Below are 25477 nucleotides of genomic sequence, written 5' to 3' on the forward strand. Positions count from 1 at the left end.
AGGGTACCCGGTGCTGGCTGTGTGGCACAGAAATCGGCAGGTTTACGAAGCGAGCACTTTGGCGATGCGTTGCACGCTGACCGATTCGGCTGTTCCCAAGTGTTGCGCGAAGAGGCTCAAGCGGAGTTCTTCGAGCATCCAGCGGGCTCGGGCAATCTGTGGTTCAGGATGAGGTTCAAGCGGGAGGGTGCCCCCAGCGTCGTTGTAGCGGCGGGTCGCGAGCTCGACTTCTGACATCCATCCGCGGTCTTTGCCAGGGTTTTCGGTGAGCTTCGTTACGCGGTGTTCGATGCCCTTGAGGTAGACGGGAACGCGGCGCAGCTGGGTTAGTCCGGTGGCTGACACGAACCCCGGATACACGAGCGAATCGAGCTGTTCGCGAGCATCACCGAGCGGCGCAATGAGATGCATGCTTGTTGCGGCACGTATCGCTTTATCGGCCAGTCGTACGCCAGAAACTATGGATGCCACGAGCGAGACGGTGGCAAAGAGTGAATCAACCAGCCCTGCCGAGATCTCGTTGCGCAGCGACTCGAACTCGCGCTGCGAGAAGATTTCGCGATCGCCCATCACGGAGTCAACACAGGCGCGCAGACAGTCGTCGAAGAGGGCATTCGTTGAGCGATATGGGCTTTGCGCGAGTACGAGTTTTTCGTTACCGGTGAGGTGCTCGTTGATGTACCCGAGCGGCGAGGGAATCGCTAACAGCAGCAGGCGACGCACACCGCTCCGGTGCGCGATGGTCTGATCGTGCGGTGTTGACATGAGGCGAAGGGAGACTGAATCGCCGTCGTCAACGAGCGCGGGGTAGGCACGGATGGTGTTACCACCGTGTTTGGTGTCGCGTGAGCGGTCGAGTTCGCCAAAGTCCCAGATCGTGATGCCGGAACGTTCGAGCGTTTCTGTTGGTCGTTCGACGGCACGCGCAACACTCTCGCGGGCGACCGGCTTGAGGCTTGCCTGCAGGCTGCGCAGTGATTTGCTTGCGCCAACTTTCTTGCCACGCTCATCGATCACGGCGAAGGTGACCCGTAAGTGTGCGGGTACGCGTTCGAGGTCGAAGTCGGATGCCGAAACTGTGGCGTACGTCAGGCGGGCGATCTCTTTCGCTAGGAATTCGGTCAGTGAGGCACCGTCGTCGAAGGCGGCGGTCGCCGGATCGGTGGGAGCCGCCTCGAGCAGGCTGCGGGCCCAGTCGGCGGCCGGAACAACGTTGCGCCGAATCGGTTTCGGCAGCGACTTGATCAGCGCCGTCACGAGTTCATCGCGCAGTCCGGGCACCTGCCAGTCGAAACCTTCGGGGCGCAAACCGGCGAGTAGCGGAAGCGGCACTGCGACGGTCACACCATCGTCATCGGTGCCCGGCTCGAAACGGTAGCTGAGGGCGAGGGTTTGGTCGCCGCGCACCCACGTGGTGGGAAACTTGGTGTCGTCGACTTCGGCGTCATCCGCGTTCTCGAGGAGGTCGTTTGTGGTGAGCGTGAGCAGGTCGGGGGAGTCGTGGCGGGCTTTCTTCCACCAACCCTCGAAGTCTCGAACCGACGCGACAGTTGCGGGCACCCGTGTGTCGTAGAACTCAAAAATTGTTTCATCGTCGTGCAGGATGTCGCGGCGGCGGCTGCGTTCTTCGAGCTGCTCGAGGTCTCGCCGCAGTGCACGGTTCGATGCATCGAAGCCCCACACGCGTTTGTCGCGCTTGGTGAGATCGTCTTCGCCTTCGACGAGGGCGTGCCGAATGAAGAGTTCGCGGGCGGCAGGAAGATCGACGCGGGAGAATTGGATGCGCCGGTGGGCAGCGAGCGTGACGCCGTAGAGCGTCACCCGTTCGAAGGCGACAGCGGCACCCTGCTTCTTTTCCCAGTGCGGTTCGGAGTAGCTGCGCTTCACGAGATCACCGGCAAGCTTCTCCGCCCAGACGGGATCAATCGACGCATTCATGCGAGCAAAGAGTCGACTGGTTTCGACGAGCTCTGCACTCATGATCGCGTTGGGCTGTTTCTTTGCGAGGGCTGAGCCGGGGAAGATAACAAACCGGGTTTGGCGGGCACCAATGTAGTCACGTTTGGCTACATCCTTAAGCCCGAGGTGGCTGAGCAGTCCGGCAAGCAGCGACCGGTGGATGCCGTCAGGGTTCGAGTGGGCGTCGCCAATAACGAGGCCAAGCGGTTTGGCCAGGCGGCTCAACTGGCGGTAGACGTCGTGCCATTCGCGCACGCGCAAATAATTGAGATATTCGCTTGTGCACAGTCGACGGAATTGGTTACCCGAGAGCGCTTTCTGTTTCTCTTCGAGATAGCTCCAGAGGTTGAGGAGGGTGAGGAAATCACTCGTGGGGTCGATGAAGCGCGCGTGCTGTTGGTCGGCCTGCGGGCGTTTGTCGAGGGGGCGTTCTCGCGGGTCTTGAATGCTGAGTCCGGCAACGATGGCCATGACTTCGCGGGTCGTGCTGTGCTGTTTCGATTCAAGCACCATGCGGGCAAGCCGCGGGTCGATCGGCAGTTGGCTGAGTTGTTTGCCGATGCGGGTGATGCGCGGGGCTGCGTCTTTCGCGTCCTTACCGGGCTTTGCGTTCTCAATGGCACCGAGTTCGGTGAGTAGGTCGAGGCCGTCTTTGATGCCGCGCGAGTCTGGCGGCTGCAGGAACGGGAAGTCGGCAATGTTGCCGAGGCCGAGCGAGATCATTTGCAAGATCACGGCGGCGAGGTTGGTGCGCAGAATCTCGGGTTCCATGAACTCGGGCCGCGAGGTGAAGTCTTCTTCGGAGTAGAGGCGGATCGCGATTCCGTCGCTCGTTCGCCCTGAACGTCCTGAGCGCTGGTTGGCACTCGCCTGGCTGATGGCTTCAATGGGCAGACGCTGAATTTTGGCGCGGGTGCTGTAGCGACTGATGCGTGCAGTTCCGGCATCGATGACGTAGCGGATGCCGGGCACGGTCAGGCTGGTTTCAGCAACGTTGGTGGCGAGCACGATTCGACGTCGCGTGCCGGGGGTGCGGCGCGACTCGAATACGCGGTGCTGTTCTGCCGAACTCAGTCGACCGTAGAGGGGGAGCACTTCGGTGCCTTCGTGAAGACCGCCACCACTGATGCGTCCTCGGATTGCTTCTTCGGCATCCCGAATTTCGGTTTCACCGGAGAGGAATACAAGCACATCGCCATCGCTTTCGCGGGCAAGTTCGTCGAGGGCGTCGTTAATGCCTTCGAGGTAGTCGCGGTCGACACGGTTAGCAGCCTCTTCTTCGGCGTCTTCGGCTTGCAGCTCTCCGCTGGCACCATCTTCGGCGACGAGGGGGCGATACCGAATCTCGACGGGGTAGGTGCGGCCTGTCACTTCGATGATCGGGGCACCGTCGAAGTGTTTGGAGAAGCTTTCGGGGTCGATCGTGGCGCTCGTGATGATGATGCTGAGGTCGGGGCGGCGCTCGCGAAGTTGTTTCAGGTAGCCGAGCAGAAAGTCGACGGTGAGGCTGCGTTCGTGCGCCTCGTCAATGATGATCGCGTCGTACTTTTTGAGGTCACGGTCACGATGGATCTCGTTCAGCAGGATGCCGTCGGTCATGAGCTTCACGCGCGTATTTTTACCCACGCGGTCGGTGAACCGCACTTGGTATCCGACAAGGTCGCCCAGTTCACTGCCGAGTTCTTCGGCAATACGCTCCGCAACGGTGCGCGCAGCAATCCTTCGGGGCTGCGTATGCCCAATGGATGTCTTACCCAGTTCCAGCAGAATCTTGGGCAGCTGGGTGGTCTTTCCGCTTCCCGTGGCACCCGCAATGATCACTACCTGGTTCTCGCGGATGGCCTTCGCAATGTCGTTCTTGCGCTGGCTTACTGGCAGCTCAGGAGGGTAGGTCACTACGACGTCAGAAGGCAGCTTCGCTGCAGTACTGGCGGAGTGATTCTCGGATGCGGACATAGCCCTTCAGCTTACGCGCTGTGGCATGCCGACTACTGCGTTGGTGTCAACCAGCCGCGCAATGCTCTAGTGACCAACGGCAGTAGCGCGTAGACCATCACCGGGGTGAGGCACACAGTGGTGACGAGCACGCGCACCACGAGCGGCAGCGAATCCCAGCCGGGCGCGAGCATCGTGACAAGGTATGTGAAGAGAAGATTGAGAGGAACGAAGCCAAGCCAGATGGTGACGGCTTGCTTCCAGCGTGGTGGTATGTCGGCAACGCCACCGGCATGTTCGACGGTGACCTCGGTGGGTTCGTCGAACCAGCCCTCGATGCCGGTTTGCATCCACGCGGTCGCTTCGGCGATGCGGGCCGGGTCGACGGTGCGTTCAATAGAAACGGTGATGGGGGTGTTGACCATGGGGTCCCAGCGCACTCCGTTTCGGCTGCCCAGCGGCGACTATGGCATGGTCAGTGACTTGATTTCGTCGGCCGTTAATGGAATCCACGGTGTGCCGTCGGGGTCTGAGGAGAACGCCGCGGGGCTGTCGCCCTGGTTCCACCATTTCGCTTCGTAAGGTACTCCGCTGAACAGAATGCGGTCACCCTCTTCGTAAATGGCGGTGCCATCCCAACTCGGGTAGGTACCGCTCGGCAACGTGGGCACCTTGACGGGCGTTTCTCCCTCGAGTACGGGGCCGACGAGCGTCCAGGGGGTCTCCCATGAGTTGAGCACAGGGTTGTCGGGCAGTTCATCACGCGTCCACCATTTGGCTTGGTAAACATTGCGGTGCCAGACCACTTTGGTTCCGGCCAAGTAGCTGGCGTCTTCCTGCCAGATTGCGTACGGGCTGGTCGCGGGGTCATCAACGAAGTCATTGGGGTCAGCTGGTTCTTCGGTGGTGATGGTCTTCGCCGAACTGGCGACCTGTCCGTCAAAGCCGTCAGCTAAGACATCCGCAAAGAAGAAGTCGCCCTGAGCGACACCGCTGCAGGAGTCAGAAACCCGCGAGGTGTCGGCGTAGTTGGGCCCACACGTGGTGTCGCGGTTGAGCGACCACATCGACATGCGTCCGGTGCCTTTGTCGAGCGCAAACTCGTTGAGCGCCGTGGCATCTTTCATGGTGAAAACTTCAGCCTCGATGTCGTTCTGGCCAATCATCGGGGTTGCGCCGAGCTTGGTCCAGATGGTGGCATCCGTCAGTTCAATACCGGCAGTGTCATAGAGAATTCCCAGTTGACGGTGGGTTTCCTGCAGCGAGCGAATGGATGCCGCACCGCTGGTTTCGCCGTCGGCCAGACTCTGGCCGAAGTTCATCGTCATGATGTTCACCCCAGCAAGGTCAACGCCAGCATCGAGCATCTGGGTGATCGCGGTGGTTCCGTCTTCGGTGAGGCCAAAGGTTGCGGCGGGCAGCGTAAGCCACACGGCGAGGTCGTCACCAGCAGAACGTCGTGCTTGTTGCAGGGTGGCCATCGCGGCGGCACGGCGTTCCCCGGCAGCAGTGTCGCTGAGGTTTTCGCCTTCGATGTCGAGATCAATCGTGGTCGAGGCGTAACGCTCGAGTACTGAATCATAGCCAGCAACGAGTTCAGCAGGGTCGGTGCAGGTCGTCGAGAGCTCGTTGTTCAGTAGTCCACCAAACGAGACAGCGACATCGCCTCCCTGCTGTTGCAGGCGTGCGATGCGACGGTCGAGGTCGAGTGAGATCGCTGCTTCATCCATTGTGTAGGCGGTTCCCCAGGTGGGGGTGCAGCCCTCATTAGTTGCAGCAACGATGAACGAGAGCATGACCTCTTTGCCGCTTTCTTTCGTTGCGGCTTCGAACTCGTAGCTGGGGGTCGCCGTGACATCCACGTAGGCAGCGAACCACGGGTCTGGTGCGGGTGCTGCCTGAGTGGATGCCCATGCCTGGTAGGCAAAGAGTCCACCGGCGGCGACGGCGACGGCTACAACCGCGGCCATGACGAGTCGCCAGAATGAGAGTCTGTGGGTTGCGGTCCTCATGATCGAACCTCACTCTCAGCTTCGGCAGGTGGGAGCATCTCGGCAAACACAAGGGAGTCGCGCACCTTGGTGTGTACCCCGCTGTCGTCGCCGTAGTAGAGGATTGAGCGCCAGTCGAGCTCTGTTGATTTCGGTGCGGGTTCTTCCTTTTTCTTCTTCGGCTTGCGCTCGACAAAGAGGGGCCGGGTGACGCCCAACCAAATGTCGACAATAGTGTTCCAGATGCCGATGTAGGAGACGACTGCGAGGCCGGCGAGAATCAGGTTGAACGCGGCGAAGGCAGCATTTCCCCAGTTACCAGCGTTGAGGTCGCGCCAGAAAGTGAAGCCAGAGAACGTGATGATCACGAGTGGTGCGAGCACATAGAGTAATGGCGTCGAGGTGCGGTTACGCACTTTGGGGGTGCGAGCGAACGGGATCTTCTTGCTGGTGATGGCCTGCTCGAGTGACTTGAGCACTCCCGCAAGGTTCACGGGAAGCAGGATCAGGTTGAAGCCATAAATGCGGAAGATGTCGGTGAATTTGTAGCCGCTGTAGCGAAGGTCGCTGCCCATGGCCAAGAAATATGGCACTGCGGCAAGAAGCACGACGGGGCTGAGTAGTCGGCTGTCATACGGGTAGGCCAGCAGAAACACGAGGCCGAAACTCGCCCACGTGATTGACGTCATGTAGTTCACGCGCAGGAAGAACTCGGTCCACGGCACTGTTTCGCCTCTGGCCCGACGCTCACGCATCTGACGCATCAGTTTCGGCATGATGAGCAGTCCACCATTAGCCCAGCGACGACGTTGCACAACGAGCGAACCGAAGTCGGGCGGGGTGGCGCTATAGCTGAGGCGCTCCGGGTAGTTCACGAGTGTCCAGCCGTGAGCACCAAGGTCGATGCTCGACTCGGTGTCCTCGATGACGGTGCGGTCTTGAACATACCGCTTGACCGTGAAGCCACCCTCGGTTTCGGTTTCCACAATGTCGTCGAGGGCAGCCTTGCGAATGACGGCGTTGGCCCCAACCCAGAAGGTTGCGCCATAGTACGACTTGCCCTGATGCAGGATGTGCTGGAGGTCTGTCGTAGCGCCGGAAAGCCGTTCGATGCGGGTGCTTGCTCCGCGGAACGACGAGTACGGAGTCTGGGTCACGGCAACTCGAGAGTTGTCTGCCTGCTCGAGCAGGTAAACGAGACGAAGGCAGTAGTCGCGCAGCAGCAGCGAGTCGGCATCCAGCGTTAACAGGTACTGCGAATCCGGGATCGCGAGATCGCCGGGTTCCGCGTGGCTTACGGGCCGAAGCACTGTGCCGGTCGGCGTCTCTTCTGGGCGGTAGTTGCCACCCATCAGGCCGATGTAGGCGTTGAGGTTCATCGCCTTGTTCGCTTCGTGCGATACCGACGTGTACAGCTTGCGCTCGAAGGTCGAGAGATCGGCGGTGAACGTCCACGCGAGGCGACGGTACAGTTCCCGCATGCGGGCAGTCGGCGGAACCATACGCTCGTCGCGGGCGGCACCCAAGGCATCCGCCGTCAACTGCAGCTCCCCAGCAAGCCCCTGAATGACCTGGGTCACAAAGAACTCATCAACGTGGTCAATGCGCTGCTCGCTAGCAGCTTTGTTCTCGAGCCACTCTGCCGCCCACAGGTAATGCTCGGCGAGGTCATCAAGCTCGAACAGTCCGACGGTGCCGCCGTGCTGCACGCGTCGCTCGAACGTGGCGAGAGCCTCGCCGAAGCGCTCACGGGGGGCCGCGAGCTCAGACTGAATTTTCTCCGCAATCTCACGCGATGCCGCCAACTGTGCTGCGGCATCCGGGTCTGTGGGAAATGGGGGGTCGTCGAGCAAGAGCACGACGCGCAAAGTCGGGTACTCCTGAAGGCATGCCGACCAGAGGGTCGCGCGTACGACATCCGGCTCTTCGCTGTAGCTGGGCACCAGCACGGTGATGGAACCCTGGTTTTCGGCGAAGTGGCGGTCAAGTTCAGCGCGAGGCACACGGGCATGGGCGCGGAATCGTTGATAGGCACCATGTCTGGCGATCAAATACATGAGCGCAGAGAAGGTGAGGAAGGTCACAACGATCACGTACGAGATGGCTTCGGTAGTGAACCTGAAGCTCTCGGTGCCGTTGTTGATGAACTGACGCACGATCGTGTAGATCACGTAGGTCAGCCAGAAGACAATCGTCGCAACAATCGCAAGACGCGCTAGCGCAATCGTACGATCACTGGGTGCAGGATGCACGGTGGGCAATAGTGTGAGGCGTGTTTCTGAGCCCCATTGGCGGCGCCGGGCAGGCGCAGCCGTACTATTCGTAGGCATGGTTGGTGATTCCCCTAAGCAAGATCGGCATCTTTCGGGTAGACGCCGTCGGGTATCTTGCGTATTTCAGTATCAACAGTGTCGTCGGTGATCGCAAGAATCACACCGACTGTTCAGCAAGTGGTCTACCTCTCGAAAATGCTCTAGTAGGCTGCGTTCACGCGTTGAATACTGTCGTTCACCCGGGGGAGGAATGGATGCCTCAGACCATCGCCATCATTGGTGCTGGGCCATCGGGGTTAGCTGCTGCCCGCGCGCTCGACAAGGCGGGCATCCGCTACGTCGGGTTTGAATCGGCAGACGATGTCGGCGGCCTCTGGAACATCGATAACCCGCGCAGCACGATGTACGAATCCGCGCACCTGATCTCTTCGAGGACGACGACTCAGTTTCGTGAGTTGCCGATGAACACGACGGCTGATTACCCCGGTCATCGTGAACTCAAGCGTTACTTTCGCGCGTTCAGTGATCGATTCGATTTAGGCGAGAAGTTTCGGTTTAACACCACCGTCGAGAGGGTCGAACCCTCTGGAGACGGTGGGTGGAATGTGACGACCCGCTCGACAGATTCCGATAGCGGCATGTTGCCGAGCGATGAGCGGAACACTGAACGCTTTGACGGCGTGATCTTGGCCAACGGAACATTGGCGCATCCCAGCATCCCCACCTTTGATGGCGAGTTTTCTGGCGAGATCATTCACTCAAGCCAGTACAAGAAAGCCACGATGTTTGCGGGCAAACGTGTGCTCGTGGTTGGGGCCGGCAACAGCGGGTGCGACATCGCGGTGGATGCCGTGCATCATGCTGACAGTGTCGACCTGAGTGTGCGGCGCGGCTACTACTTTGTACCGCGCTACCTGTTCGGTAAGCCGGCGGACACCCTCAACCAGGGGCGCCCGCTCCCGGCCCGGATCAAGCAGTTCATTGATACTCGCGTGCTGAAAGCGTTCACCGGAGATCCGGTGAAGTTCGGCTTCCCGCGGGCCGACTACCGCATCTATGAGTCGCACCCAATCGTGAACACTCTCGTGCTTGGCCACCTGGGACAGGGCGATTTGCGCATCGTTCCGGCGCCCGCACGGTTCGACGGCACTACGGTGCATTTCGCTGATGGCACTCAGGCCGACTACGACCTCATTGTTCTTGCGACGGGGTACAGCCTCGACTATTCGTTCGTCGACAGAGAGCACCTTAATTGGACAGGTATGGCACCTGAGTTATATCTCAATATTTTCCCGCCGAACTTCAACGGTCTCTATGTCATGGGCATGATCGAGGCGAGTGGGATTGGCTGGCAGGGTCGGTATGAGCAGGCCGAGCTCTTGGCTTCCTATCTCGCGGCGAAAGACGACGCTCCGCAGGCCGCGGCCGACTTTAAAGCTTCCGCGAAGCGGCCGTGGCCCGACCTCACCGGCGGCTATCAGTACTTGGCTCTTGAACGTATGTCGTACTACGTCAACAAAGATGCTTACCGGCGCACACTGCGGCGTCTGCGTGAAACCCTGACCCGAAAGGCACACTCATGACAATCGATGATGCGATTCTCAACTTCAGTCCAGGGTCGCTCATCGCCTTGAGCGTCGTGCTGGGCTTGATCATGTTCGGGATTGCCCTCGACACCAGTCTCGAAGACTTTCGGGCAGTACTGAAAGCACCTCGAGCGTTTGCGATTGCTCTGACTGCACAGATCGTTTTGTTGCCCGCCGTGACCTTCGGACTCACCCTTCTTTTGCAGGTTGGCCCGTCCATTGCGCTCGGGATGATTTTGGTTGCCTGCTGCCCACCAGGCAACATTTCGCAAGTGCTCACGTACCGCGCTCGGGGTAACGTCGCGCTATCGGTGTCGATGACAGCAGTCACCAATGTGGTCTACATCGTGATGTTGCCCGTTAACCTGTCGCTGTGGGGCGGTTGGCATCCCACAGCATCGGCAATTCTCGAAACTGTGAGCCTCAATGGCTGGCAGATGCTCTTGGAGATCGTGTTAATCATTGGGCTGCCGTTTGCGGTCGGTTTCGCGATCAAGAACCGTTGGCCGGCGTTTGCTAAGAAAGTACAGCCGACGGTCAAGTGGGTAAGCCTGCTGGCGCTGCTCGGGTTCATTATTGCGGCGCTCGCCGGAAATTTCGCGTTCTTTATTGCCTATGTAGGGGTCGTGCTGTTGGCTGTGTTCTTGCATGACGCGGTTGCTCTCGGCCTCGGCTACGCGAGCGCCCGACTGGGTGGCCTCGCGCTCTATGAGGCGAAAGCTGTCACCTTCGAGGTGGGTATCCGCAACGCTGGCCTCGGGCTTGGACTGGTGTTTGCCTTCTTTGGCGGTCTAGGCGGTATGGCTGTGGTGGCCGGCTGGTGGGGCATTTGGGACATCATCGCGGGGCTCGCTCTGGCTACATGGTGGGGACGCCGCAAGGCACGGGGTGCCAGTGACGGTTCGGGGCCGAACTCCGGTGTGCCCGCGAGTGGTGCGGAGGCAGTCGCATGACCCGGGTGCTGGTTACGGGTGGCAGCGGATTCTTGGGTACGTCTGTGGTGGCAGGGTTGGCTGCATCCGACAGTGTTGAGTGTGTGGTGAGCGCCGACATTCGCACACCGGGGCCGGGAGTGCGCCAGCCGGGTGTGCTCTATGAGCGCGTGGATGTGACGGATGCCGCAGATCTGCCAGCACTGTTGCGCCGTCACCAGATCGACACCGTTGTGCACCTCGCTTCGATTGTGAATCCAGGTCAAAGCACCACGGTCGCGCAAGAGTTCGCTGTTGATGTTGGGGGATCGCGTGCGGTATTCGCGGCCTGTGTCGAGGCGGACGTCTCGCGAGTGGTGGTCTCGTCGAGCGGTGCAGCCTACGGTTATCACTCAGACAATCCGGAGTGGATTACCGAGAGTGACCCATTGCGCGGAAATGATGATTTTCCTTACAGCAGGCACAAGCGGATGGTCGAAGAGATGTTGGCCGAGCTGCGCGAGACTGCACCACAGCTCACTCAAACGATCTTTCGCATTGGCACGATTCTTGGTCCGGGAGTCAAGAATCAGATCACCGCACTGTGGGATTCACGTCGGGTGTTGACTATTGCGGGTGCGGAGAGCCCATTCGTTTTCATATGCGTGGATGACGTTGTTCGGGCGATGGTTCGGGCGGCAACCGGGGGACCCTCAGGAATTTTCAACGTTGCGGGCGATGGAAAGCTGACGGCGAAAGAAATCGCTCATGCCCTGGGCAAAAAGCAACTCGTGCTTCCTGCCTGGGTGCTTGCGGCCGCACTCTGGATCGGGCACGTCCTGCGGTTGACCCCGCACGGGCCCGCGCAGGTGAAGTTTTTGCGTTACCGTCCGGTGCTCGATAATACGGCGCTCAAGGAATCGTTTGGCTTCACTCCCTTAAGAACGAGTCGTGAAGCTTTCGAGGGTTACATAGAGGCACGCCCGAGGCACTAGAAGGTACTTGTGTATACAGTTCCCCCAGAATTCGGCTTGATTTCTCCCGAATCAGGCATAGGCTGGAGGTCTTGTATACAGACTGCCGCGTGCTGATTCCGCGCATTCATCAGGGGAGGTGCGCATGGCAACACCGTTGAGGGCCAGCGAGCGCGCCTACCAAACCCTGCGCGACGACATCGTTGACTGGCGTCTGTCGCCGGGGACCATTCTGGGCGAAGTTGAGCAGGCGGCGCGACTAGGAGTCTCTCGCACCCCACTGCGAGAAGCACTTTCTCGACTCATCACGGATGGACTTGTCTCAAGCCAATCCGGTCGCGGACTGGTGGTTACTGATGTGTCAGTTGCCAACATCCGCGAACTCTTTGATGTGCGCAAAGCGCTCGAAGTGAAGGCCGTGCGATTGGCGGCTATGCACCACACGGGTAGCACGTTCGCCGACCTTGAACTCGAATTCGACGCTGTTCCCGAACTGCTCGCCCGCGACGACAGCGACCGCAGTGCCTACTTTGACCTGGTGCGCCGCTTCGATGATGCCGTCGATGATGCGGTTGACAATGACTACCTCATTGGTGCGCTCAACTCGTTGCGCACCCACCTTGTGCGCGTGCGTCGGCTTGCCAAAGACAACCCGGAACGCCTCGCCGCGGCTGCCCGCGAACACTTGCTCATTGTTCAGGCGATCGTCGCGAGCGACCCCGAACTTGCCGCTCATGCCACCCATGTTCACCTCCACCACGCGCTCACGAGCGCTCTAGCCATGGCCGCAGAATCCCCCCTGCGCGCCGCCAAGTGAAAGGCACTACCGTGAAAAACCACTCCCTGCGTGTTTACCGCAGCGACGAAAATCTGGCCCGCGAAGATCAGCTCGCGCACAACATTGCCGAGATTGCCTCCGAGCAGCTTGAACCGACGGATGCCGTCACCGACATGGTCATCAACCGTGTGATCGACAACGCTGCTGTTGCTACTGCCTCCCTCACCCGCGCGCCGGTAGTGTCTGCGCGAGCCCAGGCCGAGCGTCACCCTGCGGAGCCGGGGTCCACCGTCTTCGGTTCCGACCTTCGCGTCAGCCCCGAGTGGGCAGCCTGGGCCAACGGGGTCGCCGTGCGCGAGCTCGACTATCACGACACTTTTTTGGCGGCGGACTATTCGCACCCCGGCGACAACATCCCGCCGATCCTCGCTGTTGCCCAGCACACGGGACGCACAGGCGCTGAACTGCTGCGCGGAATTGTCACGGGCTACGAAATTCAGATTGACCTTGTGAAGGCAATCTGCCTGCACAAGCACAAGATTGATCACGTTGCCCACCTCGGCCCGAGTGCTGCTGCTGGCATCGGAACTCTCCTTGGTCTTGACACCGAAACCATCTTCCAAGCTGTCGGTCAAGCCCTCCACACGACCACCGCGACCCGCCAGTCGCGCAAAGGCGAGATCTCCACGTGGAAGGCTTACGCCCCCGCTTTCGCTGGCAAGATGGCTGTTGAAGCCGTTGACCGTGCCATGCGCGGGCAGACCAGCCCCACCCCGATCTATGAGGGCGAAGACGGTGTGATTGCGTGGATGCTCGACGGTCCCGACGCGCACTACGAGGTTCCGCTGCCCGAGCTGGGGGAGCCGCGCACGGCGATCCTCGATTCCTACACGAAGGAGCACTCGGCTGAGTACCAGGCGCAGGCGTGGATCGACCTCGCCCGCAAACTGGGGCGCGAGCATCCGGAACTCACGGTCGACAACATCAACCGCATCGTGCTTCACACGAGCCACCACACGCACTATGTGATCGGCTCGGGCGCTAACGACCCGCAGAAGTATGATCCCAACGCGAGTCGCGAAACGCTCGACCACTCCATTCCGTACATCTTTACTGTGGCGCTGCAAGACCAGGAGTGGCATCACGTCAACAGCTATGCCCCTGAGCGTGCCAACCGCCCTGACACTGTCGAGTTGTGGAAGCGTGTCACCACTCAAGAAGATGCTGAGTGGACGCGCCGCTACCACTCGATCGATCCCGCCCAGAAAGCCTTTGGTGGCCGCGTTGAGATCGAACTGACCGACGGAAGCCGCATCGTCGAAGAGATCGCCGTTGCTGATGCGCATCCGCTCGGCGCTCGGCCGTTTGCTCGCGAGCAGTACATCACCAAGTTCCGCACCCTCGCCGATGGCGTGCTTGCGAGCGACGAAATCGAACGCTTCTTGGCCGCAGCCGAACGACTGCCGGAACTGTCGGCATCCGAACTGGGTGAGCTGACCGTGCGAGGCAACTTCCCCGCCACCACCGCCAAAGGAATCTTCTAATGCTGTACTCACAGACCGACCCCGCAACCAAGCGCGCCCAGTTTCGTGAGCGTCTGGCGAGCGGTGAACTGTTGCGCGTGCCCGGTGCCTTCAACCCGCTGAGTGCTCGCCTCATCCAAGACAAAGGCTTCGATGGTGTCTACATTTCGGGTGCCGTTATCAGTGCCGATCTGGGGCTGCCCGACATCGGTCTGACGACGCTGACTGAGGTTGCCGGTCGCTCCCAGCAGATTTCGCGGATGACCGACCTGCCCAGTCTCGTTGACGCCGACACCGGTTTTGGCGAACCCATGAATGTGGCGCGCACCGTGCAGACCCTCGAAGATGCGGGTGTCTCTGGCCTCCACATCGAAGACCAGGTCAACCCGAAGCGCTGCGGACACCTCGACGGTAAAGCCGTGGTCGACACCGACACCGCGCTCAAGCGCATCCGATCGGCGGCCGACGCCCGACGCGACCCGAACCTGCTGATCATGGCCCGCACGGACATCCGCGCTGTTGATGGTTTGAATGCCGCGATGGACCGCGCGAAACAGCTCGTGGATGCCGGTGCTGACGCTATCTTCCCTGAGGCGATGAGAGACCTCAGCGAGTTCGAGGCCATGCGCACCGCTGTCGATGTTCCGATCCTCGCGAACATGACCGAGTTCGGTAAGAGCGAACTCTTCACGACAACGCAATTGAGCAATATCGGCGTAAACATTGTTATTTACCCCGTTACGCTGTTGCGTAGTGCAATGGGGGCCGCAGAACGCACCCTCGATGCGATCAACGCCAACGGCACCCAGCAGTCTGTCGTCGGCGAGATGCAGACGAGGGCACGCCTGTATGAACTGCTTGACTATGAGGGCTACAACGCGTTCGATTCGTCGGTCTTCAACTTCACTCTTGACGGCCACCACTAACTTCATAACCCCACTCGAACTTTCACTCGATACCACCACCGAGGAGCACAATGACTGACCTAACAGGCACCCCAGACACCGAAATCCGCAAGGGTTTGGCCGGTGTTGTTGCCGACACCACCGCAATCTCGAAGGTGAACCCGGAAACAAACTCGCTGATGTATCGCGGCTATCCCGTGCAGGAGTTGGCTGAGAAGTGCACCTTTGAGGAGGTCGCTTATTTGCTGTGGCATGGCGAGCTGCCGACTGGCGAGCAGTTGGAAGAATTTCAGAACGTCGAGCGTGCGCAGCGCCACCTCGATGCCCACACGAAGCGTGTAATCGACGAGCTTCCGCTTTCTGCGCATCCAATGGATGTCGTACGTACCGCCGTCAGCGTGATCGGTGCTGTGGATGACACCCTCACTGACCCCGCCAGTATGATTGATGCAGACCTGAACCTGCAGCGTTCACTGACCCTGTTCGCTAAGTTGCCGGCGATCATCGCCTATGACCAGCGCCGCCGCCGCGATCAGGAGTTGGTAGAACCCCGCGACGATCTGAGCTATTCTGCGAACTTCTTGCACATGACTTTTGGCGAGGTTCCTGACCTTGTCGTCGTGAGCGCGTTCGATGTGTCAATGATTTTGTATGCCGAGCACTCGTTCAACGCCTCCACGTTCACCGCTCGAGTCGTCACGAGCACGCTGAGCGACCTCTACAGCGCGGTCACCGGCGCGATTGGAGCGCTCAAGGGTCAGCTGCACGGAGGAGCCAATGAAGCAGTCATGCACGTCTTTGAGGAGATCGGCACCGCCGATAAGGCTGAAGGCTGGCTTGAGACTGCTCTTGCAGAGAAGCGCAAAATTATGGGCTTTGGGCACCGCGTGTACAAAAACGGTGACTCGCGTGTTCCCACGATGAAAGCTGCGCTCGAAACACTGGTTGCGGAGTTTGATCGCCCCGACATGATGGAGCTGTATGACGCTCTGGAGACGGCCATGACGAGCCGCAAGAACATCAAGCCCAATCTCGACTACCCGAGTGGCCCTGCCTACAACCTCATCGGGTTCGACACCGACATGTTCACGCCGCTGTTCGTCGCGAGCCGTGTCACCGGCTGGACTGCTCACATCATGGAGCAGGCCGCCTCGAACGCTCTCATTCGTCCGCTCGCCGCCTACTCGGGCGTTGACGAACGGCACATTCGCTAGGAGCTTTACCGGCTGGGATCAAATCGTCAGCGGCGAGTGGCAAGATGGGAAAATGACTGTTCCCCTAATTCAACTCAACGACGGCAATTCGATCCCGCAGCTCGGGTTCGGTGTATTCAAGGTTGACCCCGACGAGACTGAGCGGATTGTCACCGACGCGCTTGAGGTTGGCTACCGCCACCTCGATACGGCAATGATCTACGGCAACGAAACCGGTGTCGGCAACGCGATCACGGCATCCGGTATCCCTCGCGACGAGTTGTTCATCACCACCAAGCTGTGGAACAGCGACCAGGGCACTGACTCTGTTCGCGACGCCATGGATTTGAGTCTCGAGAAGTTGGGGCTCGACTATGTGGATCTGTACCTCATCCACTGGCCCCGCCCTGACCTTGATCGTTACCTCGACACGTGGCTCACGATGGAAGAGCTCAAGGCTGCGGGCAAGGCCCGCTCGATTGGTGTGAGCAACTTTCACCGCCCACACCTCGAGAAGATCATCGCGGGTAGCAGCACCGTTCCGGCAGTCGACCAGATCGAACTGCACCCCGCTTTCGCCCAGCGCGACCTCCGTGCCTACGGCGCTGAACTCGGTATGCAGATTGAGGCGTGGGGTCCGCTCGGCCAGGGCAAGTATGACCTGTTTGGCGAGACCGCACTGCAGACTGCCGCTGAAGCGCACGGTGTTTCGCCCGCCCAGGTTGCGATCCGCTGGCACCTGCAGAGCGGCATCATTGTGTTCCCCAAGTCGAACTCGCGCGAGCGCATGGCTGAGAACTTTGATGTCTTTGGCTTCGAACTTTCGGCAGACGAGATGGCATCCATTGACGCTATAGATCGCGACCAGCGCGTTGGCGCAAACCCCGACGAGGCGACCTTCTAAGTAGACGCTCGCACCAATCGCACGAAGGCCGGCACTCCGTTCACTGAGTTGGAGGGGATGCTGGCTTTTGTCGTTTCTGGACTAGCCTAAATGTCGGGCGAGCTACGAAATCACTCCAGAGCGCTCAACCCCCACCGCAACACCGGGCGGGGTATCCACGAGCAACCCGGTCCCGGCGAACGCAGCCTCGAGGTCGGCACGGGTTTCGGTGAAGTGTTCCCACCCCTCCGTATGGAGGCCGATCACGCGGTGAACGCCCAAGATTTGGGCGGCCTCTGCGGCATCCGCCGAGGTCAATGTGAGCGGGCCGTTGACGGCCGAGATGCGGGCAGCGCCAGCGAAAAGCACGGCGATGTCGATGTCGGGGAAGCGGCCAGCTATCTGCTTCACGAGGAGCAAGGACGCGTTGTCGCCGCTGACGTAGATGGTCGGCTCGCCCTCGGCTTGCAACACGAAACCGGTGACCGGGCCCACGCGCGACTCAGCACCGGGAGGGCCGTGCAGGGCGGGTACCGCGGTGACGGTGACGGTGCCGACCTCGCAGGATTCCCACGAGTCGAGACCAACCACACCACCACCGAACAGGTCAGAGCCTGCCTTCATGGTGCTGATTGTCAGCACACCGGTGGCGAGAAGTTCGAGACCCTCATAGTCGAGGTTGTCTTGGTGTTCGTGATGTGACAGCAACACCAGATCGACAGTGCCAACATCCGCTCGGCTCAGCGCCGGACCCGCCGTCTTCGTGAGTGGCACACCACCTTCGTCAGGGTAGAGCTGTGGGGCATCAAAAGTGGGATCAGTCACGATGCGCAATCCCGCATATTCGAGCAACGCGGTGGGGCCGCCAATGTAGGTCACGGTCAACTTCGACATACGCTGAGACTATGCCCAATCGTTTGGAAACTGCTGCGAGCCCTTACCTGAGATCACACGCCACCAACCCCGTTGATTGGTGGGAGTGGTCTGCCGACGCATTTGCTGAAGCTGAGCGCCGCGATGTGCCCGTACTGGTCTCCATCGGCTACTCCACGTGTCACTGGTGTCATGTTATGGCGCGCGAATCTTTCAGTGACCCCGTGCTGGCCGCCTATCTCAACGAGAACTTTGTGGCGATCAAAGTAGACCGCGAAGAGCACGCCGAAGTGGACTCCACCTATCTGGCGGCGGCATCCGCTTTCACCCCCAACCTGGGTTGGCCGCTCAACGTGTTCGTCACCCCCGCGGGGCGAGCCTTCTTTGCCGGAACATACTGGCCACCGACCGCTGTGGGGCAGCATCCGGCGTTCAGGCAAGTGCTCGAATCGGTGACGGATGCGTGGGGCACCCGTCGCGAGAAGGTCGAAGCAAGCGGTGCCGCAATTGCGCAGGCGCTCGCGCACAGTCGCGGAGTGGAGTGCGAACTCGTCGTGGACTTCGCACCTGTGATCGACACCCTCGCTGCCGCCGAAGATCTTGAGCATGGCGGATTCGGCGATGCCCCGAAATTTCCTGTCAGCCCGGTATTGCGGTTCCTTCTCGATCGCGGCGACCGCACCGCGGAACACTCGCCCGAGGCTGCCGGCCTCGCCGACCGCACGCTTGAGGCAATGGCGAGCTCAGCGCTGCGTGACCCCGTTGACGGCGGTTTCTTCCGCTACTCCACCCAGGCCGACTGGACCGACCCGCACTACGAACGCATGCTCTACGACAACGCCCAACTGCTCGCCGCCTACGCGCTCGCCGACCGCACCGAAACCGCCGCCGGTATCGCCGAGTTCTTGCGCGACAGACTGCTGCTGCCCTCGGGCGCCTTCGCCTCGGGCCTCGACTCCGAAAGCACCGTCGACGGCAAACGAGTTGAAGGCTTCTACTATTCGCTGGATGCCGCCAGCCGCGCCCGCGTCGAAGCCCCACCCCGCGACGACAAGATTCTCACCGGCTGGAACGGTCTCGCCATAGAAGCCCTTGCTCTCGCCGGCGCTCGTCACGGCAACGCCGAGTGGATCGCGCTTGCCCGCGGTGCCGCCGACTTCCTGCTGGCTGAGCATGTGCTTGGTGGACGGATTCCCGGTGAGACCGATCTCGCCGAAACGGAACTCGCCGAGCGTGCAGGGGAGCGGCTCGTGCGCACCTCCATTGGAGGCATCCTCTCCGACGCCGCAGCAACCCTCGAAGACAGCGGGATGCTCGCGCAAGGCCTGCTGGAGCTGTCGATCGCTACCGGCGAATTTCGGTACGCCATCGCCGCCCGCGACCTCGTCGATCGGGCGCTCGCGGCAGGCGCGGCTGGTTCAGGAAGCTCACCCTTCGGCCTCCCCGGCGGCACCGACTCCGTGCTCGCCGCCCAAGGTCTTTCGACCGAAGCCGACATCAGCGATGGTGCCCACCCCAGCGGGCTCAGCGCCATGGCCACGGCCGCTTTCACCCTCTTCGCCCTCACCGGCGATGCCCAATACCGGGATGCCGCCGAAAATTCCATGAAACTGGTCGGCCAACTAGCAGCCCAGCAACCCATCTCGTTCGGAACCGCCCTCACCCTCATGTCGGAGCTTGGTGCACCCTTGCGCCAGCTCGTCGTGGTGACGCCGGATGCGGCGGGTTCCGCTCGCGCAGCGGATGGCGATATCAACGATGTCAGCGGTGACGGCGCCGGAACGTCCGACGCGAGCGCCGCAACCAGCGACGAACTCACGAGTCTTGCCCGAAACCTGCACCGCGCTGGAGGCATTGGTGTGGCCGTCTCGCAGGCTCAAGCGGGCGCTTTTGCGGCATCCGGTTTCGAACTGTTTGCAGCTCGAACGGCGATCGAAGGCAAACCCACCGCCTACCTCTGCGAAGAGTTCGTGTGCCGCCTGCCGCTCACTGATGTTGCCGCGCTGGGCGCTTTGTTGACCTCGAGCTAGCGCTCGTACACGTCGCGCCGATGCCCAAGCGTCACGACAACCACTAGCAGAACGTCATCCTGAATCGTATACACAATTCGGTAGTCGCCGATGTGCACACGGAGGCCGGGCCGCCCCTGAAGTGCTTTCGCCCCGGGGGTCGCGGGTCTTGACTGAGAAGAGCTATCGCACCTCGGAATGAAAGTTTGCGAGCCCGGCTGTGGTTGGAGAACAACAGCCGGGCCCGCATCATCCCGTGGACAAATTAATAGGGGCGAATCAACCCTCGCGAAGCAGTGCGGCGATCTCCACCGCGTCGCCCTCCGGAACTGTTGAGTTACGCCCCGGCCGAGCGATCATCATGTAGATGAGCCCGGTGACAAGCACAAGGGCCAGTCCGACCAATACAATCCAGTCTGTGAGGAAGACGCCGCTTGTGCCCGGCCACGCTAGCAGGACCATCGCGATCACTCCATAGGCGAGTGCCACAATGTTCACCAGCATTCCCCAGGCGCCAAGGCTGAACGGGCCTGCAGGCTTCCAACCTTTGAGCCGCGCTAGCAGTGAGGCGAAGACAACGGACTGGAAAGCGAAGTAGATGCCAAGAACTGCGAACGCCGTGATCTGGTTGAGCAACCCCTCTTGGCCGACGTAGATGAGCACGCAGATCAGGATCGGCACGATGCACGCAACCAGGAGCGCATTGCGCGGAACCTTTTTGGTGGATAGTTCCGAAAGCCACTGGTGACCGGGAATCATCTTGTCGCGACCGAAGGAGTACAGCAGGCGACTGCCGGCCGCCTGAAGGCTGAGCACACAGGAGAGGAACGCCGTGAGCGCAACGACGAGGAAGATCTTCGCCCCGACAGTGCCGAGGGATGCTTCCAAGATGCCGGCGATCGGGTCGGCATCTTCTCCGCTGACGATGCTCGCCAGATCCGGTGCGGCGAGGACGTAGCCAAGGAACGCGATCAGGCCCGAGAGGCCACCGACGAGGATTGTCATGATCATCGCTCGGGGGATAGCTTTGGCCGGGTTGGACACCTCTTCTGCGACCTCGCCACAGGCCTCGAAGCCGTAAAAGAGAAATAGCCCGGTCAGTGCGGCGCCGATGAAGACCGGAAGGTAGCTGCCGTCGCCTTGGGTTCCGAACGTGTCGAACAACACCGAGAAGTCGTTTTTGCGCTCGAACAGGATCAGGAAGAGCCCTACCCCAATAACACCGATGAGCTCGGCAGCGAGACCGATTTTGGCAACCCTAGCCAGAGCTTTCGTACCGCTCAGGTTGACAATGAGCGCGACGACGAGGAACGCGATCGCGAGAAAAAGTGTGAGCTCCTTCGTGGGCTGCAGACCGAGCAGACTTGCAAGGAAGCTAGTGCCGTACTCGGCAACAGCAGTCACCGTGACGATTATGGCCCAGATGTACACCCAGGCGGCCATCCAAGCAAAGCGTGCGCTTGACAGGCGCCGTACCCACGGATAAATGCCGCCAGAGATTGGGTACTGTGACACCACCTCGCCAAAGACTAGCGCTACTAGGAGCTGGCCGGTGCCGACGATCACGAGCCAGAAGATCGACGGCGGGCCGCCAAGCGAAATCCCGTAGGCGAATAGAGAGTAAACGCCAACGAGGGGTGACAGGTAGGTGAAACCGAGAGCGAAGGTGCCCCAAAGAGACAGGGACCGGTTAAAGTTTCCGTCGTAGCCGAGCTTTTTCAGATGAGCATCGTCGTCGGATGAGGTGTTGCGCGGAGCGGAATCTGTAGTCATGATGCAACCTTTCAGGGTAGATTCTCCGTGCTCTCGGGAGGCCCTGAGCATCCTTAATTAGGATGCATACCCCTCCGTTGGGGCGCGATAGGCCAATCTTATGGAGCTAGATGTATCCGTGTCACGCGTTTTCTCAAAATTTATCGAGGCGTGTCGTTGTTACGCATGACAACACTGAACGGCCCCTCTGCGCACGGGACCGTGTGCCACTCGCGTTCCTTGGCCGTTTCGCTCAGGACCGCGCCCACCGGAAGGCTGGGGTCTGTCGAGACCACGACGCGACCAGACTCGTTCAGCACTGCGGCATCCGCGGGGATGGCCAGCAGGGAAGGCATGACGGCTCGTTCGAAACTGCGAACGAACACGTCAGCTCCCACCACCCCGAACATTTCGTCCACCCCGGCCATGTCGGCGTCGACGAATACAGGCGTGGTGATCGTCAGGATGTAATCGCAGGTGCAGAGGTAGTCGACGTACGGTCCTGTCACGTGCGTCTGCCTTATTGATTGTGGCATCCGGTACCACTCAAGAGCGGAGAAGTCGCTGACATAGTCGGTGTACCTTCGCTCCGTGATGTCCAGTCTCGTGGATTTTGTCGTTTCTGCCAGCAACGGGTTGGCATCGATCGGACCGATCCACCACGCGAAGTGGAGGCTCAGGCCAGAATTATCCCCAGCATCGCCGATGAACCCGGCGCCTATCAGGGCGGAATTGGGGCGCTCGAGTGCGGGGATGGCGAACGCAGCGACCGCCTCATCCAGTTCGGCGCCGTGGAGTCGTCCGTCAATAGACTGGACACGCGCCTGCCATTGGTCCAATTGAGTGAAAACGTCTGCGAAGAACTCAGAAACGACCCCCGCGCACGCGGTTAGTTGCGCAGCTGCGGTTGTCTCAGTTCTCAAGGGAATCACCTCGATCGACTGCAGCCTTCGCGTCAAGAAGTTGGGCGAGATGGTCAGAGAAGTGGTATTCAACTGCGGCCCTAGACCCGCGTGGGTCTCGTGCAGCGAGCGCATCAACCACGCTCAACTGATAGCTCAAGCAGGTTGCAGTGGCTGTGTTCGGTTCGGCACCGGGAGCTTCGGCACCACCTCCTGGCCCTGCTGCACTCGTAATTTCTGACGCGTACCAGAGCAACGGCCCGAATTCGGCCTGGAGCCGAATTTGATCTCGCACTAACCGCGTGGATTGGCTGAGCACCGCCAGTTGAATATGAAACGCGCCCTCTGCTCGCCCCGATGCCTGATCCGATTCCGGAAATTCCGGGTCGACCAATCCGCGAAGGTTGTCGATGTCCGAATCCAGCACTCTGTCTGCGGCGTGCGCCGCGGCGGCAGCGGTGATCACCGACAGGTACAGACCCATGTCTTGAAGATCGACGCGGGAGAGTCCGGCAAGGCGGGCACGCAGGACTGCGCCGTGCCGGGAATGCGGTGGCGTGACGAAGCTGCCGCCTTCGCGGCCTCTACGGGTCTCAATGAGACCGTTCTCGCGCAGGAGGCTGAGCCCTTCGCGGGCCGTCACCAGCGCGACCCCGAATCGTTTGGCGAGCTGGGATTCGCTCGGAAGGCGCTCGCCCGGCACGAGCACCCCGAGCACGATGGCGTCTGTCAGCCGCTGCACAACCTGTTCGACTCGGCCGCTGGCCGAGATTTGGGAGAACACCGCGGTACGAGCGGAGGGCGGGGCGCTTGATGATTTCGACACCACGGCCCTCTCTCGTCGCCTGCACGATTATTCGCACAGCTAATATGACCCTTTAACTTTACCGTGTGGAGTCGGCTGAGTCCTTTGGGGCTGACCGATTTTGCGGCGCATCCGCGAGGTCACTTCGCTGTTGCTTTTGCTGGCGTTGCAAAAACCACACGCGGGCACAACGTTGCCGACGGTGTACCGACCGCCCTGGGAGATCGGCTGAACACAATCCTTCTGCAACCCCGTTTCGTTGGAACTGCAATAAGCGCAACCACTCCATTCGCGTTTCAGCGATTCCCGCTCTTCGGCCGCCATCGAGAGAAGCGACGCGCTCCTCGAAGCTCGCAACCGTCGGGTTGGCGAGCCGGGAGTAGATGTTGCCCGCGTGCGGAAACCATAGTCTCTATCGGAACCGCCACGATCAGTCATGGCCTCAGGCTACCGAAGTGGATGCCCGCCGCAGACGTTCGGCGAAACACAACGCCACGCAAACATTCGGTCTAAACCCAGGTCGGCAACCACCAACGCAATCGCAGCAAATCGTAGTCAATGGTTTGGCCGGTCCAGAGCGGCCAAAAAAATACACTGACTGCGATGGCGACAACGACAAAAACGGCAACAACGCCGATGCCGCTGAGACGCCTATCGCGGTCGTCATCGGAACTACCCAAGATCACTCCAAGCGCGGCCACGAGCGCCAAGATCAGGTACGGCTCGAAGACGATTGTGTAGAACTGAAACACGGTGCGGTTCAGGTACAGCAACCATGGCAGGTAGCCGGCGGCGACACCCATCAGAATGAAGCCGGTCTGCCACTGGCGGTAACGCACCAGGCGGTACACGAGATAGACGAGAGCCGCGGTTGCCGCCCACCAAATGATGGGATTGGCGATACCTGAAATGGAGGCGCCGCACGCATCCGCCGCACAGCCACCATCGCCTCGGGCAATGTTCTCGTAAAACATGCTGGTGGGGCGGATGAGCAGTAGCCACGTCAACGGATTCGCCTGATATGGATGCGCCCGGCTCTCACCCACGTGGTAGCTGTACACGCTCGACTGAAAATGCCACAGGCTCTGGATGTCGAGGGGCACCCAGCTGAGCACACCAGACCACGCATTGCCGTCGGCTTCGGCCCAGTTGCGATCGTAACCGTTGTCGCTAAGGAACCAGCCAGTCCACGAACTCAAGTACACGAGCAGCGCAATCGGCACCGTCAGCAAGAAACTTACCGGGGCCTGCCGGAACAGGGTTCCAGAGCCCCAGAAGCTGATGCCCGCTCGACGGCGAGCGAGGGCATCCACGACGAGACTATAGACGGCGAAGGCGGCCAAAAAGTAGAGGCCGTTCCATTTGACGGCGGCAGCGGCACCGAACGCCACAGCGGCCAGCATGAGCCACGGTCGCCACCACAACGCCGGGCCCCACTCGGTTGCTGCACCCCGCAGCCCGCGTCGGCTGATCCACAGCGCCAACCGGGTCGCGGAATGTTCTCGATCGAGCAACATCGCCCCCACCCCAAGCAGGGCAAAGATCATCACAAAATTGTCGAGCAGTGCCACCCGGCTCATCACGATCGCATTGCCGTCGATCGCCATCAGCAATCCGGCGAGAGTCGCGAGCAGTGTCGAACCAAACAGTTTCTTCGCAATGAGCATCAGCACGATCACCGCAAGGATGCCGACAAGCGCCGTCGCAATCCGCCACCCAAACGGATCCTCGCCACCAGAGGGCAGCATGCCCAAACCGATCAACCACTTGCCGAGCGGCGGATGCACCACAAAAGACGGATCAGTCAAGAAAATGTTGACGTGCCCGCCAGTGAACAGCGCATCGGCTTCGGCCGGCCACTGCGCCTCGTAGCCGAGGTTCACGAGAGTCCACGAGTCCTTCACATAGAAGGTCTCATCGAAAACCAGCGACGCCGGATGCCCGAGGCCAACCAAGCGCGTAAACGCCGCCACCAGCAGCACAATCGCCGGCCCGGCCCATCCGAGTAGCCGCTGGGTGACCGGACTGCGCGTCGCCCACCAGTGGTCAAGTCGCGAACCCTGATCGTTGGGGTCGGTGGCGACGCCGTAGCTCAGGCCCGAGCTCCGGTCAGGCCTAGAGTCAGCTAAGTCACCCGAGTTCTGGGGATCGCTCGACAGCGGATCGCTCGACAGTAGGGTGTCGAAGTCTCGCGGGTTCGTCTGGCTCACCCCGCAATGCTACTG

At 60.6% G+C, this 25477-nt stretch carries 20 protein-coding genes; 9 read left to right on the forward strand and 11 right to left on the reverse strand.

The window, feature by feature from the left end; all coding sequences use genetic code 11:
* Positions 1-42: 42 nt before the first annotated feature.
* The 4 genes from hrpA to AADH44_RS03035 are packed head-to-tail and all read right to left on the reverse strand — an operon-like array spanning position 43 to position 8215.
* Positions 43-3915, reverse strand: a complete 3873-nt coding sequence (gene hrpA, locus AADH44_RS03020; RefSeq protein ID WP_341954029.1) for an ATP-dependent RNA helicase HrpA — start codon at positions 3913-3915, stop codon at positions 43-45.
* Positions 3916-3947: 32 nt separating this feature from the next.
* Positions 3948-4319: a hypothetical protein gene (locus tag AADH44_RS03025; protein ID WP_341954030.1), complete on the reverse strand. Its 372-nt coding sequence runs from the start codon at positions 4317-4319 to the stop codon at positions 3948-3950.
* 39 nt (positions 4320-4358) lie between these two features.
* Complete coding sequence (locus AADH44_RS03030) at positions 4359-5906, reverse strand: carbohydrate-binding protein (protein ID WP_341954031.1); 1548 nt, start codon at positions 5904-5906, stop codon at positions 4359-4361.
* The gene (locus AADH44_RS03035; RefSeq protein WP_341954032.1) at positions 5903-8215 is read right to left on the reverse strand and encodes a glycosyltransferase family 2 protein; all 2313 of its coding nucleotides are present in this window, start codon (positions 8213-8215) and stop codon (positions 5903-5905) included. The genes AADH44_RS03030 and AADH44_RS03035 overlap by 4 nt, the downstream gene beginning before the upstream one ends.
* Positions 8216-8412: 197 nt before the next feature.
* Here AADH44_RS03035 and AADH44_RS03040 point away from each other — a divergent pair, with 197 nt between their 5' ends.
* The 8 genes from AADH44_RS03040 to AADH44_RS03075 all read left to right on the forward strand — a co-directional run bounded on the left by AADH44_RS03040 (position 8413) and on the right by AADH44_RS03075 (position 16932).
* Positions 8413-9741 carry an NAD(P)/FAD-dependent oxidoreductase gene (locus AADH44_RS03040; protein ID WP_341954033.1) on the forward strand — a complete coding sequence of 443 codons (1329 nt, stop codon included), beginning with the start codon at positions 8413-8415 and terminating at the stop codon, positions 9739-9741.
* Positions 9738-10697, forward strand: coding sequence for a bile acid:sodium symporter family protein (locus AADH44_RS03045; protein ID WP_341954034.1), 960 nt, complete (start codon positions 9738-9740; stop codon positions 10695-10697). The genes AADH44_RS03040 and AADH44_RS03045 overlap by 4 nt, the downstream gene beginning before the upstream one ends.
* Positions 10694-11650 carry an SDR family oxidoreductase gene (locus AADH44_RS03050; protein ID WP_341954035.1) on the forward strand — a complete coding sequence of 319 codons (957 nt, stop codon included), beginning with the start codon at positions 10694-10696 and terminating at the stop codon, positions 11648-11650. Before AADH44_RS03045 ends, AADH44_RS03050 begins: the two co-directional genes overlap by 4 nt.
* Positions 11651-11774: 124 nt before the next feature.
* Positions 11775-12446 carry a GntR family transcriptional regulator gene (locus AADH44_RS03055; RefSeq protein WP_341954036.1) on the forward strand — a complete coding sequence of 224 codons (672 nt, stop codon included), beginning with the start codon at positions 11775-11777 and terminating at the stop codon, positions 12444-12446.
* A gap of 11 nt (positions 12447-12457) precedes the next feature.
* Positions 12458-13951: an MmgE/PrpD family protein gene (locus AADH44_RS03060; RefSeq protein WP_341954037.1), complete on the forward strand. Its 1494-nt coding sequence runs from the start codon at positions 12458-12460 to the stop codon at positions 13949-13951.
* The gene (prpB, locus tag AADH44_RS03065; protein WP_341954038.1) at positions 13951-14856 is read left to right on the forward strand and encodes a methylisocitrate lyase; all 906 of its coding nucleotides are present in this window, start codon (positions 13951-13953) and stop codon (positions 14854-14856) included. The genes AADH44_RS03060 and prpB overlap by 1 nt, the downstream gene beginning before the upstream one ends.
* A 50-nt stretch (positions 14857-14906) precedes the next feature.
* Entirely contained in the window at positions 14907-16049 is a 1143-nt protein-coding gene (locus AADH44_RS03070; RefSeq protein ID WP_341954039.1) for a bifunctional 2-methylcitrate synthase/citrate synthase, read from the forward strand.
* 52 nt (positions 16050-16101) lie between these two features.
* The gene (locus AADH44_RS03075; RefSeq protein ID WP_341954040.1) at positions 16102-16932 is read left to right on the forward strand and encodes an aldo/keto reductase; all 831 of its coding nucleotides are present in this window, start codon (positions 16102-16104) and stop codon (positions 16930-16932) included.
* A 102-nt stretch (positions 16933-17034) separates the two neighbouring features.
* Here AADH44_RS03075 and AADH44_RS03080 read toward each other — a convergent pair whose 3' ends face one another.
* Positions 17035-17805, reverse strand: coding sequence for an MBL fold metallo-hydrolase (locus AADH44_RS03080; RefSeq protein WP_341954041.1), 771 nt, complete (start codon positions 17803-17805; stop codon positions 17035-17037).
* Positions 17806-17816: 11 nt separating this feature from the next.
* Between AADH44_RS03080 and AADH44_RS03085 the strand changes: the two genes are divergently transcribed.
* Complete coding sequence (locus tag AADH44_RS03085) at positions 17817-19814, forward strand: DUF255 domain-containing protein (protein WP_341954042.1); 1998 nt, start codon at positions 17817-17819, stop codon at positions 19812-19814.
* Here the strand turns inward: AADH44_RS03085 and AADH44_RS03090 are convergent.
* The 6 genes from AADH44_RS03090 to AADH44_RS03115 all read right to left on the reverse strand — a co-directional run bounded on the left by AADH44_RS03090 (position 19811) and on the right by AADH44_RS03115 (position 25462).
* Entirely contained in the window at positions 19811-19912 is a 102-nt protein-coding gene (locus AADH44_RS03090; protein WP_341954043.1) for a type II toxin-antitoxin system RelE/ParE family toxin, read from the reverse strand. The genes AADH44_RS03085 and AADH44_RS03090 overlap by 4 nt on opposite strands.
* 160 nt (positions 19913-20072) lie before the next feature.
* Positions 20073-21566, reverse strand: a complete 1494-nt coding sequence (locus tag AADH44_RS03095; RefSeq protein ID WP_341954044.1) for an amino acid permease — start codon at positions 21564-21566, stop codon at positions 20073-20075.
* Between the two features lie 140 nt (positions 21567-21706).
* Positions 21707-22468 carry a hypothetical protein gene (locus tag AADH44_RS03100; RefSeq protein ID WP_341954045.1) on the reverse strand — a complete coding sequence of 254 codons (762 nt, stop codon included), beginning with the start codon at positions 22466-22468 and terminating at the stop codon, positions 21707-21709.
* On the reverse strand, positions 22458-23276 hold the full coding sequence (locus AADH44_RS03105) for a GntR family transcriptional regulator (protein ID WP_341954046.1): 819 nt from the start codon (positions 23274-23276) through the stop codon (positions 22458-22460). The genes AADH44_RS03100 and AADH44_RS03105 overlap by 11 nt, the downstream gene beginning before the upstream one ends.
* 36 nt (positions 23277-23312) lie before the next feature.
* Complete coding sequence (locus AADH44_RS03110; RefSeq protein ID WP_341954047.1) at positions 23313-23576, reverse strand: HNH endonuclease signature motif containing protein; 264 nt, start codon at positions 23574-23576, stop codon at positions 23313-23315.
* Between the two features lie 185 nt (positions 23577-23761).
* Positions 23762-25462 (reverse strand): phospholipid carrier-dependent glycosyltransferase, encoded by a 1701-nt coding sequence (locus AADH44_RS03115; RefSeq protein ID WP_341954048.1) that lies wholly within the window; start codon positions 25460-25462, stop codon positions 23762-23764.
* Between the last annotated feature and the right edge of the window lie 15 nt (positions 25463-25477).

It is taken from the genome of Salinibacterium sp. TMP30 (assembly GCF_038397785.1).
Lineage (GTDB): Bacteria > Actinomycetota > Actinomycetes > Actinomycetales > Microbacteriaceae > Rhodoglobus.